Annotated in this window: 14 protein-coding genes and 1 rRNA gene; 12 read left to right on the top strand and 3 right to left on the bottom strand. The window is 64.9% G+C overall.

Translation table 11 applies throughout. The features are described 5' to 3' along the window. Positions 1-22: 22 nt before the first annotated feature. Both HY058_05365 and HY058_05360 read left to right on the top strand, forming a co-directional pair. Complete coding sequence (locus HY058_05365; protein ID MBI3496713.1) at positions 23-1,444, top strand: substrate-binding domain-containing protein; 1,422 nt, start codon at positions 23-25, stop codon at positions 1,442-1,444. Positions 1,445-1,460: 16 nt separating this feature from the next. Beyond that, positions 1,461-2,006 (top strand): helix-turn-helix domain-containing protein, encoded by a 546-nt coding sequence (locus HY058_05360; protein ID MBI3496712.1) that lies wholly within the window; start codon positions 1,461-1,463, stop codon positions 2,004-2,006. Positions 2,007-2,141: 135 nt separating this feature from the next. Here HY058_05360 and HY058_05355 read toward each other — a convergent pair whose 3' ends face one another. Next, positions 2,142-3,221, bottom strand: a complete 1,080-nt coding sequence (locus HY058_05355; protein MBI3496711.1) for a Gfo/Idh/MocA family oxidoreductase — start codon at positions 3,219-3,221, stop codon at positions 2,142-2,144. 376 nt (positions 3,222-3,597) lie between these two features. Here HY058_05355 and HY058_05350 point away from each other — a divergent pair, with 376 nt between their 5' ends. The 7 genes from HY058_05350 (at position 3,598) to HY058_05320 (ending at position 11,065) form a co-directional block, all read left to right on the top strand. After that, positions 3,598-4,278, top strand: a complete 681-nt coding sequence (locus HY058_05350; protein MBI3496710.1) for an SDR family oxidoreductase — start codon at positions 3,598-3,600, stop codon at positions 4,276-4,278. Positions 4,279-4,309: 31 nt separating this feature from the next. Further along, the gene (locus HY058_05345) at positions 4,310-5,446 is read left to right on the top strand and encodes an acyl-CoA dehydrogenase family protein (protein ID MBI3496709.1); all 1,137 of its coding nucleotides are present in this window, start codon (positions 4,310-4,312) and stop codon (positions 5,444-5,446) included. 85 nt (positions 5,447-5,531) lie between these two features. Next, positions 5,532-5,921 (top strand): MAPEG family protein, encoded by a 390-nt coding sequence (locus tag HY058_05340; GenBank protein ID MBI3496708.1) that lies wholly within the window; start codon positions 5,532-5,534, stop codon positions 5,919-5,921. Positions 5,922-6,025: 104 nt separating this feature from the next. Further along, the gene (locus tag HY058_05335; GenBank protein ID MBI3496707.1) at positions 6,026-6,628 is read left to right on the top strand and encodes a 2-hydroxychromene-2-carboxylate isomerase; all 603 of its coding nucleotides are present in this window, start codon (positions 6,026-6,028) and stop codon (positions 6,626-6,628) included. 11 nt (positions 6,629-6,639) lie between these two features. Next, positions 6,640-8,247: a methylcrotonoyl-CoA carboxylase gene (locus tag HY058_05330; protein MBI3496706.1), complete on the top strand. Its 1,608-nt coding sequence runs from the start codon at positions 6,640-6,642 to the stop codon at positions 8,245-8,247. Between the two features lie 7 nt (positions 8,248-8,254). Then, complete coding sequence (locus HY058_05325; GenBank protein MBI3496705.1) at positions 8,255-9,046, top strand: enoyl-CoA hydratase/isomerase family protein; 792 nt, start codon at positions 8,255-8,257, stop codon at positions 9,044-9,046. 18 nt (positions 9,047-9,064) lie between these two features. Further along, entirely contained in the window at positions 9,065-11,065 is a 2,001-nt protein-coding gene (locus tag HY058_05320) for an acetyl/propionyl/methylcrotonyl-CoA carboxylase subunit alpha (protein MBI3496704.1), read from the top strand. Here the strand turns inward: HY058_05320 and HY058_05315 are convergent, their stop codons facing one another. Together HY058_05315 and HY058_05310 are read right to left on the bottom strand one after the other, a co-directional pair. Continuing rightward, positions 11,066-11,947 (bottom strand): ABC transporter permease subunit, encoded by an 882-nt coding sequence (locus HY058_05315; GenBank protein MBI3496703.1) that lies wholly within the window; start codon positions 11,945-11,947, stop codon positions 11,066-11,068. It lies immediately after the preceding gene. After that, the gene (locus tag HY058_05310) at positions 11,944-12,768 is read right to left on the bottom strand and encodes an ABC transporter ATP-binding protein (protein MBI3496702.1); all 825 of its coding nucleotides are present in this window, start codon (positions 12,766-12,768) and stop codon (positions 11,944-11,946) included. Before HY058_05310 ends, HY058_05315 begins: the two co-directional genes overlap by 4 nt. 126 nt (positions 12,769-12,894) lie before the next feature. On the opposite strand from HY058_05310, the gene HY058_05305 reads away from it, so the two are divergent. From HY058_05305 to HY058_05295, 3 genes are all read left to right on the top strand, one after another. Then, entirely contained in the window at positions 12,895-13,806 is a 912-nt protein-coding gene (locus HY058_05305) for a hydroxymethylglutaryl-CoA lyase (GenBank protein ID MBI3496701.1), read from the top strand. Between the two features lie 27 nt (positions 13,807-13,833). Beyond that, positions 13,834-14,253 carry a DUF1489 domain-containing protein gene (locus HY058_05300; protein ID MBI3496700.1) on the top strand — a complete coding sequence of 140 codons (420 nt, stop codon included), beginning with the start codon at positions 13,834-13,836 and terminating at the stop codon, positions 14,251-14,253. Positions 14,254-14,637: 384 nt separating this feature from the next. Continuing rightward, positions 14,638-14,972: ribosomal RNA gene (locus HY058_05295) — 16S ribosomal RNA — on the top strand; the annotation flags it as partial.

Here is a 14,972-nt window from a genome sequence, read left to right as displayed (position 1 = left end):
TATCACCGGCGGGGGTAACGCCTTGGCGATCACGAAAAAGCGCAGGCCGCGCCGGCGGTACAAGCGCGGAATAGACAGCGCAATTGCGCTCCTCAAGACCATGGGGACCGTGAGCGGCACCTGCTGCGCCGCGGAAATCGCCGCCAATCTCGATATTCCCCATGCCAGCATGCATCGCATCGCCAGGACGTTCGCCGCGAGCGATATCCTCGATACCTCGCAGAGGGGAAGGATCGGCCTCGGGCCGCTTTGCGATGCGCTGGCCCAGCGCTTCGAGGCTGGGGCGCGACGAGAGGACGAGCAGCAGCTCGCCCGCCACTCCTCGAGCTCGGTGATCGGCCAGGATGGCTTCGGCCTGCTGCGCCACGATCAGGCATGCATGCTGACCGATGCCGGGCGGTTCCGCCGCACGCCGAAGTTTCGGATCGGATTTCTTAATGCCGCTCTCGACAGTCCGTGGCGCACGGCCCTGGTTCACGCCGTCGAGTTCGGCTCGGCGAAGCGCTGCGAATTGGTGTCGTCCCTCGCCGTCCGCCATGCCGCTCACGACGTCAATCGCCAGATCGCCGATATCGAGTCGCTGGTTGACGGAGGCGTGGACGGCCTTGTCGTCAGCGCTTTGGGCGGCGAGCGCGTTGGCCCTGTCATCGCGCGCGCCGCCGAACGCGGTGTGCCCACCGTGTTGGTCGATCGCGGACTGCCGGAAGCCATTCCCCACACCAGTTTTGTCACCTGCGACGATTGGATGATCGGCCGCACCATGGCCCGGTGGCTCGCCGAATATCTCAGTGGGGAGGGAGGTGTACTGCTGCTGCCGGGCGATGAGAAGGCGGAGCCGGCCCAGCGCCGGCTTTCAGGCGCGCGGTCGGTTTTCGCGGAGTTTTCCGGGATCGAGATCCTCGACGTGCAGTGGACTGCTTGGCAGAGAGATGCCGGGCGAGCGGCCATGATCGAGGCGCTGCGGCGACATGGTGATGCGATCCGCGGCGTGTGGTGCGATTCCGGGCTTCAGGCCGCCGGTTCTCTTATGGCTTGCATCGATGCTGGCGGTCCGCTGTGCCGCATCCCGCCCCACACCGGCGGCGATCTCAACCTGACCTACAAACTGGCGGTGCGACACAGAGTGCCGCTTGCCGCGGTCGACTATCCACCGGTCATGGGCCTCCGTGCGATTGAAGTGCTTCTCGATGTCCTGAGGGGGCGGTGGGTTCCGCGTCGCGTCGACGTCGCAACGGAGGTCGTCATCACGCGCGGGCATGCAACAACCTCGGTTCGACCCGACCTGTGGGCCGATGAACATGTCCGTTGGGACTTGCCGGACGAGTTGATCCTCGCCACGGGGATCGGCCAATTTTACAACCCGCGCGCGTTTCGCGTGCATTATCGCGGCAATCGCTACAACCGGTCGGCAGCGTTGATGCAGGAACTGCGCGATGGCGTCTAGTCGGGGCGGCTTGGCTATGGTCGGGCGTATCCTGGTCAAGCTGGCCGAGGGTGACCCGATATCGGTGTCTGCTCTGGCGGCGGCGCTGGCCTTGCCCCGCTCGTCGGTCTTCGCCTGCGTCCGGGCCTTGGAGGGCGCCGGGCTCGTCGAACGTGACGGCGCTCGTCGGGTATCGCCGGGGCCTGAAGCAGCGCGGCTTGGCTTTGCACGCCACGGGATTGGAGCATTGCAGGGTCCAACTGCTCCACTGTTGACGGTGCTTCGCAGCGACACCAACGCTTCGGCTGCGCTCATTCTGCTGTCCGATGGCCAGGAAATGGCGCTCGTGCGTCGCAGGGCGTCGTGGGACACCGGGGAGACACGCTCTGTCCTCGGCCTCCGTTCTCTTGAAGCGCAAATCCATCGGACGCAAGACGGCCGCCGAGTGGTCGTGCGGCTGCGCGTACATCCAAGCGCCAAGAAGACCGATCTCGCTTTGGCCGCCACCTGCCTCGATCGAGTCGCTCATGCCTTGAAAAACGCGCTCGATAAGGGGAACCCGAGTGAATTCCAGCGGGCCTAGCGCAGCAGATCCGTTCGATGTTCGTGGCTAGGTTCCAGCTTTTGACGAGATCGGGCTGACTGCGTCCGAAGGTCTCGACGATTGTACGGTCTGCCCATTCCTGCCCTTAAGTCGGATTTGCCACCGGTCGCGCTCTCAACTCGATCCATTCGTGCGCATGTGGTCGATCATATCTCTGAACAGCAACAGGTCTTGGCGCGCATCGGCGATCGACGTATTCGGCCGCCGGCCGGTGCTAACGGTCTCATGCAGAGCAATCCATTCGAGAAGGAAGCTATCTCGGAATGAGAAACTCGAGCTGGTTCGCGCCATTCCGTGAGTGTCGATATCCGTTATCGTCAGGGTCGCCGGGATGCTCTTCACGAACGGCGTGTTGAACTCGACCCTCACAACCTTGGACGCACTGTAGACTTCCATGTTTGCGTCAAAGCGCGGGATCAGGTCGATGTCGGAGGAGAATAGGCAGGTATAGGTTCCGTAGTCGAAGGCAGCTGCGAGACTTCTGCCATCGTCACCACGGGCGGTGGCGAACAACACACGCTGAGGAAAGCCGAGAACGGCACGCATGGCCGAAAGGTCGTGGCTGCTGAGACCCACCAATCCCATGTAGACATTCTGCAGTAGGGCGGACGCCGGTCCTATTGCTTCGATCACCTTTGCCGCTGTGATATCGCCCAATTTCTGTGTGGCGATCGGTGACGCATCCGAGGGTGTGATCACTTTGGTGACCTGTGGAACGATGATGGCATTTCGCCCCAGAACGTCATGCACGCGTGCGAGGCGTATTCCAGGTAGCGCGCGCACGACCTCGGCGGCGGCTGCAAGATTTGGCGCGTAGCGACGGTTGTAGCCGACCTGCGCGACTACGCCAGTCTCCTCCTCAACCTTGATGAGCGCATCCGCCTCGACAACCGTCATGCACATCGGCTTTTCGATGAGAACATGCTTTCCTTTTCGCATGGCCGCCATGGCGGTCTCGGCGTGAAAGACGTGCGGATTCGCCACGAGGACGATATCGACATCCTCGCGAGCGATGAGATCGCGATAGTCCTCGAGGCGGGTAGGGATCGCCCATTCGCTTCCGATCGCATCGAGAACGCTGCGGCTCACGTCGCAAATCGCGGTTACGATCAAGCGATCCCGAAGTTCCCGCAGGGTCGGCAAGTGAATACACTGAGCAACAAGCCCGCAACCAACAATCCCCACCCGCAACATCGTTGTCTTCCTTCACGTTGGCCCGGCATTGGCAAATGCTGAGTTGCACCGTTCGCATAGATCCGACGAATCCGTAGCCGACGGCGCGGCGCTTCAGCGGTAACTTAGAATGAAGAGTGGAGTTTGGCCGCGACATGCGCCACGCAAAGTTCCCGACGACAGTCTCCCATTTGAGGTAAATAGTTTGGGACGGGGCTCGATCGCCGAGGTTTCCAAGCGTAGCCGAAGATAGTAGCCTCGTTGAATTGCTACGTGATGCGAAGCTCTGCGAGTTCGGTGCCTGATCGGCCGTAAGCGGTTCACGGAAGCCGCGCGGGAACGCCGGGCCGTCGGGGCTGACCTCATTTCGCATTGTCCCAATCCTGGGGAACAAATCATGCCAACCTTGCTGATTACCGGCGCAAATCGGGGCCTCGGTCTCGAATTCTCCCGCTCCTACGCCGCCGACGGCTGGACCGTCCACGCCGCCGTCCGCGATCCTGCCAAGGCTACCGAGCTCAAGGGCCTGAAGGGCAGCGTGCGGATCCACCAAGCCGACGTCACCAACATGCAATCGGTTGTCGATTTGGCGAAGGCGCTTGACCGCATGCCGGTCGACATTCTCATCAACAACGCCGGCGTCTATCTCGATCGCAACGGCGCGCTGGGGGCGCTCGATTTTGGCGCCTGGGAGGAGACCTTCCGCGTCAATACGGTGGCGCCGCTCCGCGTTGCCGAGGCCTTGGTGGACAATGTCGGTCGGAGCGGCAAGAAGCTGATGGTCTTCATCACCAGCCGGTTGGGCTCGGTCACCGAGAACGGCGGCGGGAGCTACGCCTATCGCGCCTCCAAAGCCGCGCTCAACATGGCGGTGAGCTGCCTTGCCCTCGACCTCAAGTCAAAGGGGATCGCCTGCCTGCTGCTGCATCCAGGGTGGGTCAAGACGGATATGGGTGGCGCGTCGGCTGCGGTCGCAATTCCCGACAGCATCAAAGGCATGCGCAAGGTGATCGCTCGCGCCGGTCTCGCCGATACCGGAAAGTTCTACGATTTCCAAGGCGCGCCGGTGGCATGGTGAGGTCGGGCCCAGCGCCGGTGCGGGGGAACGCATGCTGCTGACCGAAACGCAGACGATGATCCGCGATGCGGCTCGGGCCTTTGCCGAGCAGGAGCTGAAGCCGAACGCCGCCTTGTGGGATGCCGAGGCGCGCTATCCCAAGGAAGCGGTCGCTCAGATGGGCCGGCTCGGCTTCATGGGTATGCTGGTGCCGGAGGAATGGGGTGGCTCCGCCGCGGACCACGTCTCCTACGCGCTGGCGCTGGAGGAAGTGGCGGCCGGCGACGGCTCCTGCTCCACCATCATGAGCGTGCACAATTCCGTCGGCTGCATGCCCATCTACAAGTTCGGTTCGGAGACGCAGAAAGTGCGCTTTCTGAAGCCGCTGGCGCAGGGGGAGACGCTCGCGGCGTTTTGCTTGACCGAGCCCGGCGCGGGATCGGATGCCGCCGCGATCCGCACCCGGGCGCGCCGCGACGGCAATCATTGGGTGCTCAACGGCACCAAGCAGTTCATCACCTCGGGGGCCAACGCCGATCTCGCGATCGTCTTTGCGGTCACCGATCCCGCGGCCGGTAAGAAGGGGATCAGCGCTTTCATCGTGCCGACCGACACGGAGGGGTACCGGGTGGCACGGGTCGAGCACAAGCTTGGCCAAAGGGCATCGGATACCTGCCAGATCGTCTTCGAGGAGATGCGGCTGACGCCGGATCTGATGCTGGGAGAGGAGGGGCAGGGCTATCGCATCGCTCTTGCCAATCTCGAGGGTGGGCGAATCGGCATCGGCGCCCAGGCAGTCGGCATGGCGCGGGCCGCCTATGAGGCAGCGCTCGCCTACGCCAAGGAACGGCAAGCCTTCGGCACCGCCATCATCAACCACCAGGCCGTCGGCTTCCGCTTGGCCGACATGGCGACCAAGATCGAAGCCGCGCACCAGCTGGTGCTGCATGCCGCCCAGCTCCGCGACGCCGGGCGTCCCTGCCTCACCGAAGCGGCCATGGCCAAGCTTTTCGCCTCCGAGATCGCCGAAGAGGTGTGCTCGGCAGCGATCCAGACCCATGGCGGCTACGGCTATCTCGTAGACTTTCCGGTCGAACGCATTTACCGCGACGTCAGGGTATGCCAGATCTATGAAGGCACCAGCGACATCCAACGCCTCGTCATCGCCCGGGCGATCGCGGGGGCTTGAGAGTCTGGGGAAGCGGCGACAGTCCAATCTCGTGCTGGTTCGAGCCGGGTAGGAGACCAGCGAATTCCAACCTTGGGGGGATACCATGACCACCGACCTCATCATGCTCACCTGGAGCTCCGCTTTCTGCGTCGTGCTGTTCCTGCCCTATGTGCTGTCGCGTTCCATGGTCTGGGGATTGGCTGACACCGTCGGCTACCCGAAGAACCCGCCGGCCCTGCCCGACTGGGCCGAGCGCGCCTACCGTGCGCATGTGAACATGGTCGAGAACCTGGCTCCCTTCGCCGCTCTGGTCCTGGTCGCGCAGGTGAGCGGCCATGCCAACGCCACCACGGCCCTGGGCGCCACGCTGTTCTTCTGGGCGCGGGTTGCGCACGCCATCGTGTTCATCGCCGGCATTCCTTGGCTCAGGACGCTGGCCTTCCTCGTTGGCGTCATCGGCATGGCGATGATCTTCTTGGCGATCATCGGGTGACCGGAGGAGCGCCGTCCGGCTTCGGGCGGCGCTCGTCATCGCTGTTCCGCGGGCCCCTGGCGCCGCGTTAATATGTGGGCGCCACGATCGTGGGGGAGCCTGTCTTGCCCGGTCCCATTGAGTTCTGGTTTGAGTTCGCCTCGCCTTATGGCTATTTCGCCGCGAGCCGAATCGACAAGCTCGCGGAGAAGCATCGCCGCCCGGTCGGGTGGCATCCCTTCCTCTTGGGCGTGGTCTTCAAAGCGACCGGCGGTCAGCCGCTCACCGGCATTCCCATGAAAGGCGCCTATTCGCGCCGCGACATGGAGCGGACGGCGGGCTTCCTTGGCGTACCGTTCAAGCTGCCGGAGCCATTCCCGTTCCTATCGGTGGCCCCGGCGCGGGCCTTCTATTGGCTCACCGACAACGAGCCGGGCCGTGCCAAGGCTCTGGCATTGGCCGTCTACCACGCAATTTTCGGGGAGGGACGGGTCATCGACAAGCCGGAGCAGGTGGCCGACATCGCCGCCGGCATCGGCATCGATCGCAGCGCCCTATTGGCCGGCATGGCCGAGCCAAAGGTCAAGGATCGCTTGCGCGCCGAAACCGAGCGGGCCATCGCTCAGGGCATCTTTGGCTCGCCCTTCGTCATTGCCGACGGCGAGCCGTTCTGGGGTCACGATCGTTTCGACCAGCTCGATCGCTGGCTCGATACCGGGGGTTGGTAGAGCCCTCTTCCATGGCGATCCTGAAATCAGCCGTCAACCCGCGCTCGGAGGAGTTCAAGCGCAACGCCGAGGCGATGCGGCGTCTGGTCCAGGATCTCAAGTCTGAGATAAGGCGGATCAAGGATGGCGGCGGCGCCAAGGCGCGGGAGCGCCACTTGGCGCGGGGCAAGCTCTTGCCGCGCGAGCGCGTGCGCACGCTCTTGGATGTGGGTTCGCCCTTCCTCGAGCTCTCCCAGCTCGCCGGCCACGGCCTCTATGGCGAGGACGTGGTCGCTGCCGGCATCATCACCGGGATCGGCCGCGTCCAAGGCCAGGAGTGCGTCGTGGTGGCCAATGACGCCACGGTCAAGGGCGGCACCTACTTCCCGATGACAGTGAAGAAGCATCTGCGCGCCCAGGAGATCGCGCGAGAGAACCGCTTGCCCTGCATCTACCTCGTCGACTCCGGCGGTGCGCATTTGCCGAGCCAGGACGAGGTGTTTCCCGACCGCGAGCACTTTGGCCGCATCTTCTATAACCAGGCGACGCTCTCGGCCGAGGGCATTCCCCAGATCGCCGTGGTCATGGGGAGCTGTACGGCAGGCGGGGCCTATGTTCCCGCGATGTCGGACGAATGCGTGATCGTGAAGGGCCAAGGCACGATCTTTCTGGGCGGTCCGCCCTTGGTCAAGGCGGCGACCGGCGAGGTCGTCACGGCCGAGGAGCTGGGCGGCGCCGAGCTGCATTCCCGCCGCTCCGGCGTCACCGATCACTACGCCCACTCCGATGCCCATGCGCTCGGCATTGCCCGGCGCATCGTCGGCAACCTCAACCGCCGCAAGGCGGTCGCGCTCGCCTTGGATGAGCCCAAGGAACCGCTCTGGGACGCCGACGAGCTTTACGGGGTTCTGCCGCCCGATCGCCGCACGCCCTATGACGTGCGCGACGTCATCGCCCGCATCGTGGATGCCAGCGAGCTCGATGAATTCAAATCCCTCTACGGAGCGACGCTGGTTTGCGGCTTCGCCCGCATCTGGGGCTATCCCGTCGGCATCATCGCCAACAACGGCATCCTCTTCTCGGAGTCGGCGCTGAAGGGCGCGCACTTCATCGAGCTCTGCGCCCAGCGCGGCATCCCGCTGGTGTTCCTGCAGAACATCGCTGGCTTCATGGTCGGCAGGAAATACGAAGCAGGTGGCATCGCCAAGGACGGAGCCAAGATGGTGACGGCGGTCGCTTCCGCAGCCGTCCCGAAATTCACCGTCATCATCGGCGGCAGCTTTGGCGCCGGCAACTACGGCATGTGCGGCCGCGCCTATGGCCCCCGCCTGTTGTGGATGTGGCCCAATGCCCGCATCTCGGTCATGGGCGGCGAGCAGGCCGCTTCGGTGCTGGCTCAGGTGCGACGCGACAATCTCGAAGCCGCCGGCGCGGCCTGGACGGCGGCGGAAGAAGCCGAGTTCAAAGCGCCTCTGGTGCAGCAATTCGAGACGCAGGGTCACCCGTACTACGCCAGCGCCCGTCTGTGGGACGATGGCATTATCGACCCCGCCGACACCCGCATGGCGCTGGCGCTCGGCATTTCCGCGGCTTTGAACGCGCCGATTCCGCCGACGCGGTTCGGCGTGTTCCGGATGTGAGGCCGGGATGAGCGAGACAGCCGTGAGGATGGAAGTCGATCGACGCGGCGTGGCGACCGTCACGCTCAATCGTCCGGAGGTGCACAACGCCTTCGGCGAGGCGCTGATCGCCGAGTTGGCGACGACGTTCCGCGGTATTGCCGCGGACCAGGGCGTTCGCGTCATGGTCCTTGCCGGCAATGGGGAGAGCTTCTCGGCCGGTGCGGATCTCACCTGGATGAAGCGTCTGTCCGCGGCCTCGCCGGCGGAGAACATGGCCGACTCCCTCAACTTCGCCGAAATGCTGCGAGAGCTGGCGGAGATGCCGAAGCCGACGATTGCCCGCGTGCATGGGGCTGCCTTCGGCGGAGGCGTCGGCCTGGTTGCAGCCTGCGACATCGCGATTGCGAGCGAGGCGGCCGTCTTCGCGCTTTCCGAGGTGAGGCTCGGGCTCATTCCGGCAGTGATCAGCCCCTATGTGACCGCCGCGATGGGCCCGCGCCACGCCGGGCGCTATGCGATCAGCGGCGAGCGCTTGGATGCTTCGGCCGCGCATCGCCTCGGGCTCGTGCATGAGGTTGTCGCGAAGGACGGCCTCGATGCCGCCATAGCCCGCGCCGTCGAGGAACTGTTGACGTGCGGGCCCGAAGCCCAGGCCGACGCCAAGCGGCTCATCCGCGATGTCGCCGATCGGCCGATCGATGGCGCGATCCGGGAGCTGACCGCCAGCCGCATCGCCCATCGTCGGGCGACCGCGGAAGGCAAGGAGGGGGTGGCGGCCTTTCTGGAAAAACGCAAGCCCGCCTGGATGCGGGCTTAGCCGGGCTAGGGCGGTCCCTTGTTCGCTTCCCTCCTCATTGCCAATCGCGGCGAGATCGCCTGCCGCATCGCTCGTACCGCCCGACGGCTCGCGATCCGCACCATCGCAGTCTATTCCGCGGCCGATGCCGGAGCCTTGCACGTGGAAAGCTGCGATGAGGCTTGGCCCATCGGCGGGGCGGATCCCAGCGAAAGCTATCTCAACATCGCTCGGATCATCGGCGCAGCGCAGCAGGCCGGCGCCGAGGCGATCCATCCCGGCTACGGCTTCCTCTCCGAGAATGCGGCGTTCGCCGAAGCCTGCGCTTCTGCCGGCATCGTCTTCGTCGGTCCGCCGGCCGACGCGATCCGCGCCATGGGCTCGAAGAGCGCGGCCAAGGTGCTGCTCGAGAAGAAGGGTGTGCCGCTCGTTCCCGGCTACCACGGCGACAAGCAGGATCTGAATACCTTCGCCGCCGAGGCCGAACGCGTCGGCTATCCGGTGCTGATCAAGGCGTCCGCGGGCTGGGGCGGGAAGGGGATGCGCATCGTTGAGCGCGCTGCCGATCTTGCCGCTGCAATCGCCGGCGCCAAGCGCGAGGCCAGCAAAGGCTTCGCCGACGATCGCCTGCTGATCGAGAAGTATCTCGACCGGCCGCGGCATATCGAAGTCCAGGTCTTCGCCGACGGACAGGGCAACGTCGTCACCCTGTTCGAGCGCGACTGCTCGATCCAACGACGGCACCAGAAGGTGCTGGAGGAGGCGCCGGCGCCGGGCATGACCTCCGATCGTCGCCACGCCATGGGCGAGGCGGCGATCAAGGTCAGCCGTGCCATCGGCTATCGCGGTGCCGGCACGGTGGAGTTCATCATGGACAGAGGCGGCACCTTCTACTTCATGGAGATGAACACGCGCCTGCAGGTCGAGCATCCGGTGACCGAGATGATCACCGGTCAGGATCTGGTGGAGTGGCAGCTGCGCGTGGCTGCAGGCGAGCGGCTGCCATCGGCTCAGGACCAGCTCGCGATCACCGGCCATGCGATCGAGGTTCGGCTGTACGCCGAGGACCCGCGCTCCGGCTTCTTACCCATGACCGGGCGAATCGGGCATTTCCGTCTGCCGGCGGCAGGCCGACACGTTCGGATCGATGCGGGCGTGCGCGCCGGCGACGCCATTGGCATCCACTACGACCCGATGATCGCCAAGCTCATCGTCTGGGACGAGACACGGGACCGGGCCCTCAGGCGGCTGGTGCGTGCCTTGAACGACGTGCAGATCGCCGGGCTTGCGACCAACCGAGACTTTCTGAAGGCGCTTGCCGAACACCCGGCGCTGGCGCAGGGCGAGGTCGATACGAACTTCATCGACCGGCACCGGGAGACGCTCTTGGCCCAGCCTTTGCCCATCGACAATGAGTCCCTGACGATCGCCGCGCTTGCCCTGCTGCTCAGATGCGAGGCTGCGGCGGACGCTGGCGCAAAGAGCTCCGCCGATCCGCACTCACCATGGGCGACGGGTCGCGGCTGGCGGCTCAACGATGAGGGCCACCACCGCGTCGTCTTCAGGGATGGCGAAACCGAAACCGGCGTCATGGTGCATTTCGGGCGATTGGGCCATCGCGTCGAGCTGCCGGGCGCCACCATCCTCGCGCAAGGCCGGCTTCAGTCCGACGGCACGCTCATCGCCGCGCTCTCCGGTCATCGGCTGCAAGCTGCCGTCGCCTTCGAACCCGACGCCGTGACCGTCTTCGCACGCGGCGATGCGCGTCGCCTCGTGGTCCTGGACCCGCTTTCGCTCGCCGATGCCGATGAGGGAGTCGATGGCCGGCTCGCCGCTCCCATGCCAGGCCGCGTCGTGCAGGTTCTGGTCAGGCCGGGCGAGAGGGTCGAGGCGGGTCAGCCGCTGGTGGTGCTCGAAGCGATGAAGATGGAGCATACGATTAAGGCGCCCCGTTCCGGCACCGTGGCAACCGTCAACTACGGCGTCGGTGACCAGGTCGAGGAGGGTGCGGATCTCGCGGAACTGGCCGAGGACGAATAGCTAGCGCTGCATTCCCCATTTCCGCACGGTATGGCGCTCGACCGTGCGGAAGATCACGCTCTCGACCACCAGACCGATGATGATCACCATGGTGAGCCCGGCAAACACCGAGGCCGTCTCCAGGCGATTGCGGTTCTCGAAGATGAACCAGCCGATGCCTCCCGAACGTGAGGAGACGCCAAAGACGAGCTCGGCGGCGATGAGAGTGCGCCAGGCGAATGCCCAGCCGATCTTGAGGCCGGTCAAGATCGAGGGAAATGCCGCCGGGATCAGGATCTTCCCCACATAGGCGAGGCCGCGCAGCCCGCAGTTCTGGCCGGTCATCCTGAGCGTCTCCGATACGGCGAGAAAGCCCGAATGCGTGTTGAGCGCGACCGCCCACAGCACCGAATGGACGATGACGAAGACGATGCTGCCGCTACCGAGCCCGAACCACAGCAGCGCCAGCGGCAGAAGCGCGATCGCAGGCAGCGGGTTGAACATGGCGGTCAGCGTCGACAGGAGATCGGTGCCGATGCGGGTCGACACGGCGATGGTGGTGAGAACGCCGGCGGCTACGATGCCAATCGCATAACCCATCGACAACACCTGGATCGAGGTGGCGACACGCAGGGCGAGCGGGCCGTGCAGCATCTCCATCCAAAGCGCCGAGAGCACTTCGCTGAGCGGCGGGAACATCAGGGAATTGTCGAGGAAGTGGGCATAGGATTCCCACAGGAGACCGAGCACCAGCAGGATCAGGCCACGGCGCACCCATTCGACGTTGCCGATGCGCTCCCAGGGCGACAGCGGGCGCTCGACGGCGGTGATGGCATCGTCGTCGATCACCGGCACGATGAACTCCGGACGAATGGGCGGAACGGGCATCGACGCGTCGGTCATCGCACGTGAGTCCTTTCCTCTTCCACGCGTTCGGAAAACAGCATGTCGTGAATGCGGTTCTGCAGGAGGGCGAAGTTCTCGCCGCCCTGTTCGGCGTAACCGAACTGATGGGCGTTGAGCTCGGCCCTGACCCGGCCGGGGTGCGGCGAGAGCACGAGGATCCGGCTGCCGATGATGATGGCTTCTTCGATCGAGTGGGTGACGAAGAGAAGCGTGAATCGCGTATCCGCCCAGAGCTGCAGGAGCTCTTCCTGCATCTTGCGGCGGGTCAATGCATCCAGAGCGGCGAATGGCTCGTCCATCAACAGGATTGCCGGCTCCATCGCCATGGCGCGGGCGATCGCCACGCGCTGCTTCATGCCGCCCGACAGCATGTGCGGATAGGCGTCGCGGAACTTCTGCAGGCCGACCTTATCGATGTAGGTCTCGGCCCGCGCTTCGGCGTCGGAACGCCGGTATTTGCCGCTGGCGAGCATGGCGAAGAGGATGTTCTGGCGGACCGTCTTCCAGGGCAGCAGCTGATCGAACTCCTGGAACACCATCATCCGATCCGGACCAGGGCGATCGACTTGCCTCTCGGCGAGCCGGATCGTGCCTTCGCTCGGCTGCATGAATCCCGCGATCGCCTTCAGCAGCGTCGACTTGCCGCAGCCCGACGGACCCAAGAGAACGAAACGATCCGCCGGAAAGACCTGGAAGCTCACGCGCCACGTGGCGGTCACCAGGCGATCGCGGGTCTTGTATTGCAGCGTCAGCCCATCGACCTTGAGCAGGGGCTCGCTCGTCGCCTCGCCGCCCCGGCTATGTTCGGATTGCGTCATGGGATCAAGCCTAGCAGGGTGTCGCCGAGGAGGAGAGGCCCGTGTGGCCGGCCCTGCCAACGGCGGCGTTGGCAGGCCCAGGCATTTGGCGCCATCATAGTCGCTGGATTCGAGATCGAGGCTGCCATGCGTGTTCCGAACCGCGTCAAGCTGGTGGAGGTAGGTCCCAGGGACGGCTTGCAGAATGAGGCGAAGGCGGTTCCGGCGTCGATCAAGATCGAGCTCATCGAGCGGCTGGGGGAATCGGGGCTTCGCGTCATCGAAGCGGGCGCCTTTGTTTCGGCGACGTGGGTTCCGCAGATGGCGGACACCGCCCAGGTCTTGGCCGGATTGCGCCGGCGCCCCGGCGTGAGCTACCCGGTGCTCGTACCCAACGACAAGGGCCTGGAGGCGGCACTCGCCGCCGGTGTGGAGGAGATCGCGATCTTCGGTGCCGCCTCGGAGAGCTTCTCCAAGCGCAATATCAACTGCTCCATCGCCGAGAGCCTCGAGCGGTTCCAGCCCGTGGCGGCCCTTGCCCAGGAGCGCGGGATCAGGGTGCGCGGCTATGTGTCCTGCGCGCTCGGCTGTCCCTATGAGGGTGCCATCGCCCCCGGTGCGGTCGCCGATGTATCCCAGCGGCTCTATGAGCTCGGCTGCTACGAAATCTCCCTCGGCGACACGATCGGCGTCGGTACGCCAGCGATGGCGGAGGCGATGTTGATCGCGGTCGCCGGGCGGGTCCCGATCGATCGTCTGGGGGTGCACTTTCATGACACCTACGGCCAAGCGCTGGCGAATATCCTGGCGGCGCTGGCGTTGGGCGTGGGCGTTGTCGACAGCGCGGTCTCGGGCCTGGGCGGCTGCCCCTACGCGCCGGGAGCCAGCGGCAATGTCGCGAGCGAGGATGTGCTCTACATGCTTGACGGCCTCGGCATCGAAACCGGCGTCGATCTCGAGAAGCTCGCTGCTGCCGGCCGGTTCATCTCAGAGTATCTTGGCCGGCCGAGCGCCTCCAGGGTGGCCCAAGTCTTGGCAGGCCGCCCGGCGGCGGCTTAATTCTCACTCCACGCGCATTCTGGATCCATGCCCCTCCATCTGTTGAAAATGTGTGTCGGCATCGGCGACATCGACGAGCTGGCTCAAGCCCAGCGGCGCCGACTCAAGACCGAGGGCCGCCTCTGCCACTACACCCGCAACATGCCCAAGCGCGCCGACGAGCTGCTCGATGAGGGCTCGCTCTACTGGATTATCCGCGGCCAGATTCGGGTCCGCCAGCGGCTGAAGAAGATCGAACGTCATACCGATGCTGACGGCTGGACCGGCTGCGCCCTGGTGCTGGATCGCAAGCTGGTGCCGACGTTGCCGCGGCCGATGCGAGCGATGCAGGGCTGGCGCTATCTCGAAGCCGATGCCGCACCCCTTGACTTGGTCGCGGCCACGGGGAAGGGAGACGATCTGCCGGCGAAGCTGGTGGCCGAACTCCGCGCGCTTGGGCTCCTGTGAGCGTGGCGGCTGCGGGCGGCGGCCAAACCTCCGGGCAGGTTCGCCCGCCGAGGCCGCAACCGGCTGAAAAACCTATCCACAGGCCGTTACGAGGGCTTGCATAGGCTGGGGCCGGTCGCTATATTCCCAGACCCGGCCGCGAAAGTGACCGCGGCGGGTATACCCCGACGGTTCTGGGTGGAAGTAAGCGACGTCCAGTCGTTCGGGCGCTCTTTGACAGTGTTTATAGGATGGAAGGGATGCGTGGGCGGCGGCGCTTTTAGGTGCTGTTTTGGCTCGCGCGTCTTGGTAGAGAGAACGCGTAAGACAGGATGGTTCCTGTTGGTAGGTATGTCTGGTTTTGTTGTCTGGCTATGGCTGGGCGATTGGAATTGGATGTATCGATCAACCTGAGAGTTTGATCCTGGCTCAGAACGAACGCTGGCGGCATGCCTAATACATGCAAGTCGAACGGGCTCGTGGGCTTGCTCACGAGTTAGTGGCGGACGGGTGAGTAACGCGTGGGAACCTGCCCAGCAGTGGGGAATAACCGCGGGAAACTGCGGCTAATACCGCATACGCCCCTGGACTTTCGGTCTTGGGGGAAAGATTGATCGCTGTTGGAGGGGCCCGCGTCGGATTAGCTAGTTGGCGGGGTAACGGCCCACCAAGGCGACGATCCGTAGCTGGTCTGAGAGGATGATCAGCCACACTGGGACTGCGACACGGCCCAGACTCCT

Source organism: Pseudomonadota bacterium (genome assembly GCA_016195085.1).
GTDB lineage: Bacteria > Pseudomonadota > Alphaproteobacteria > SHVZ01 > SHVZ01 > JACQAG01.
Note: the sequence above shows the minus strand (reverse complement) of the source record. Positions and strands in the feature narration are given on the sequence as shown.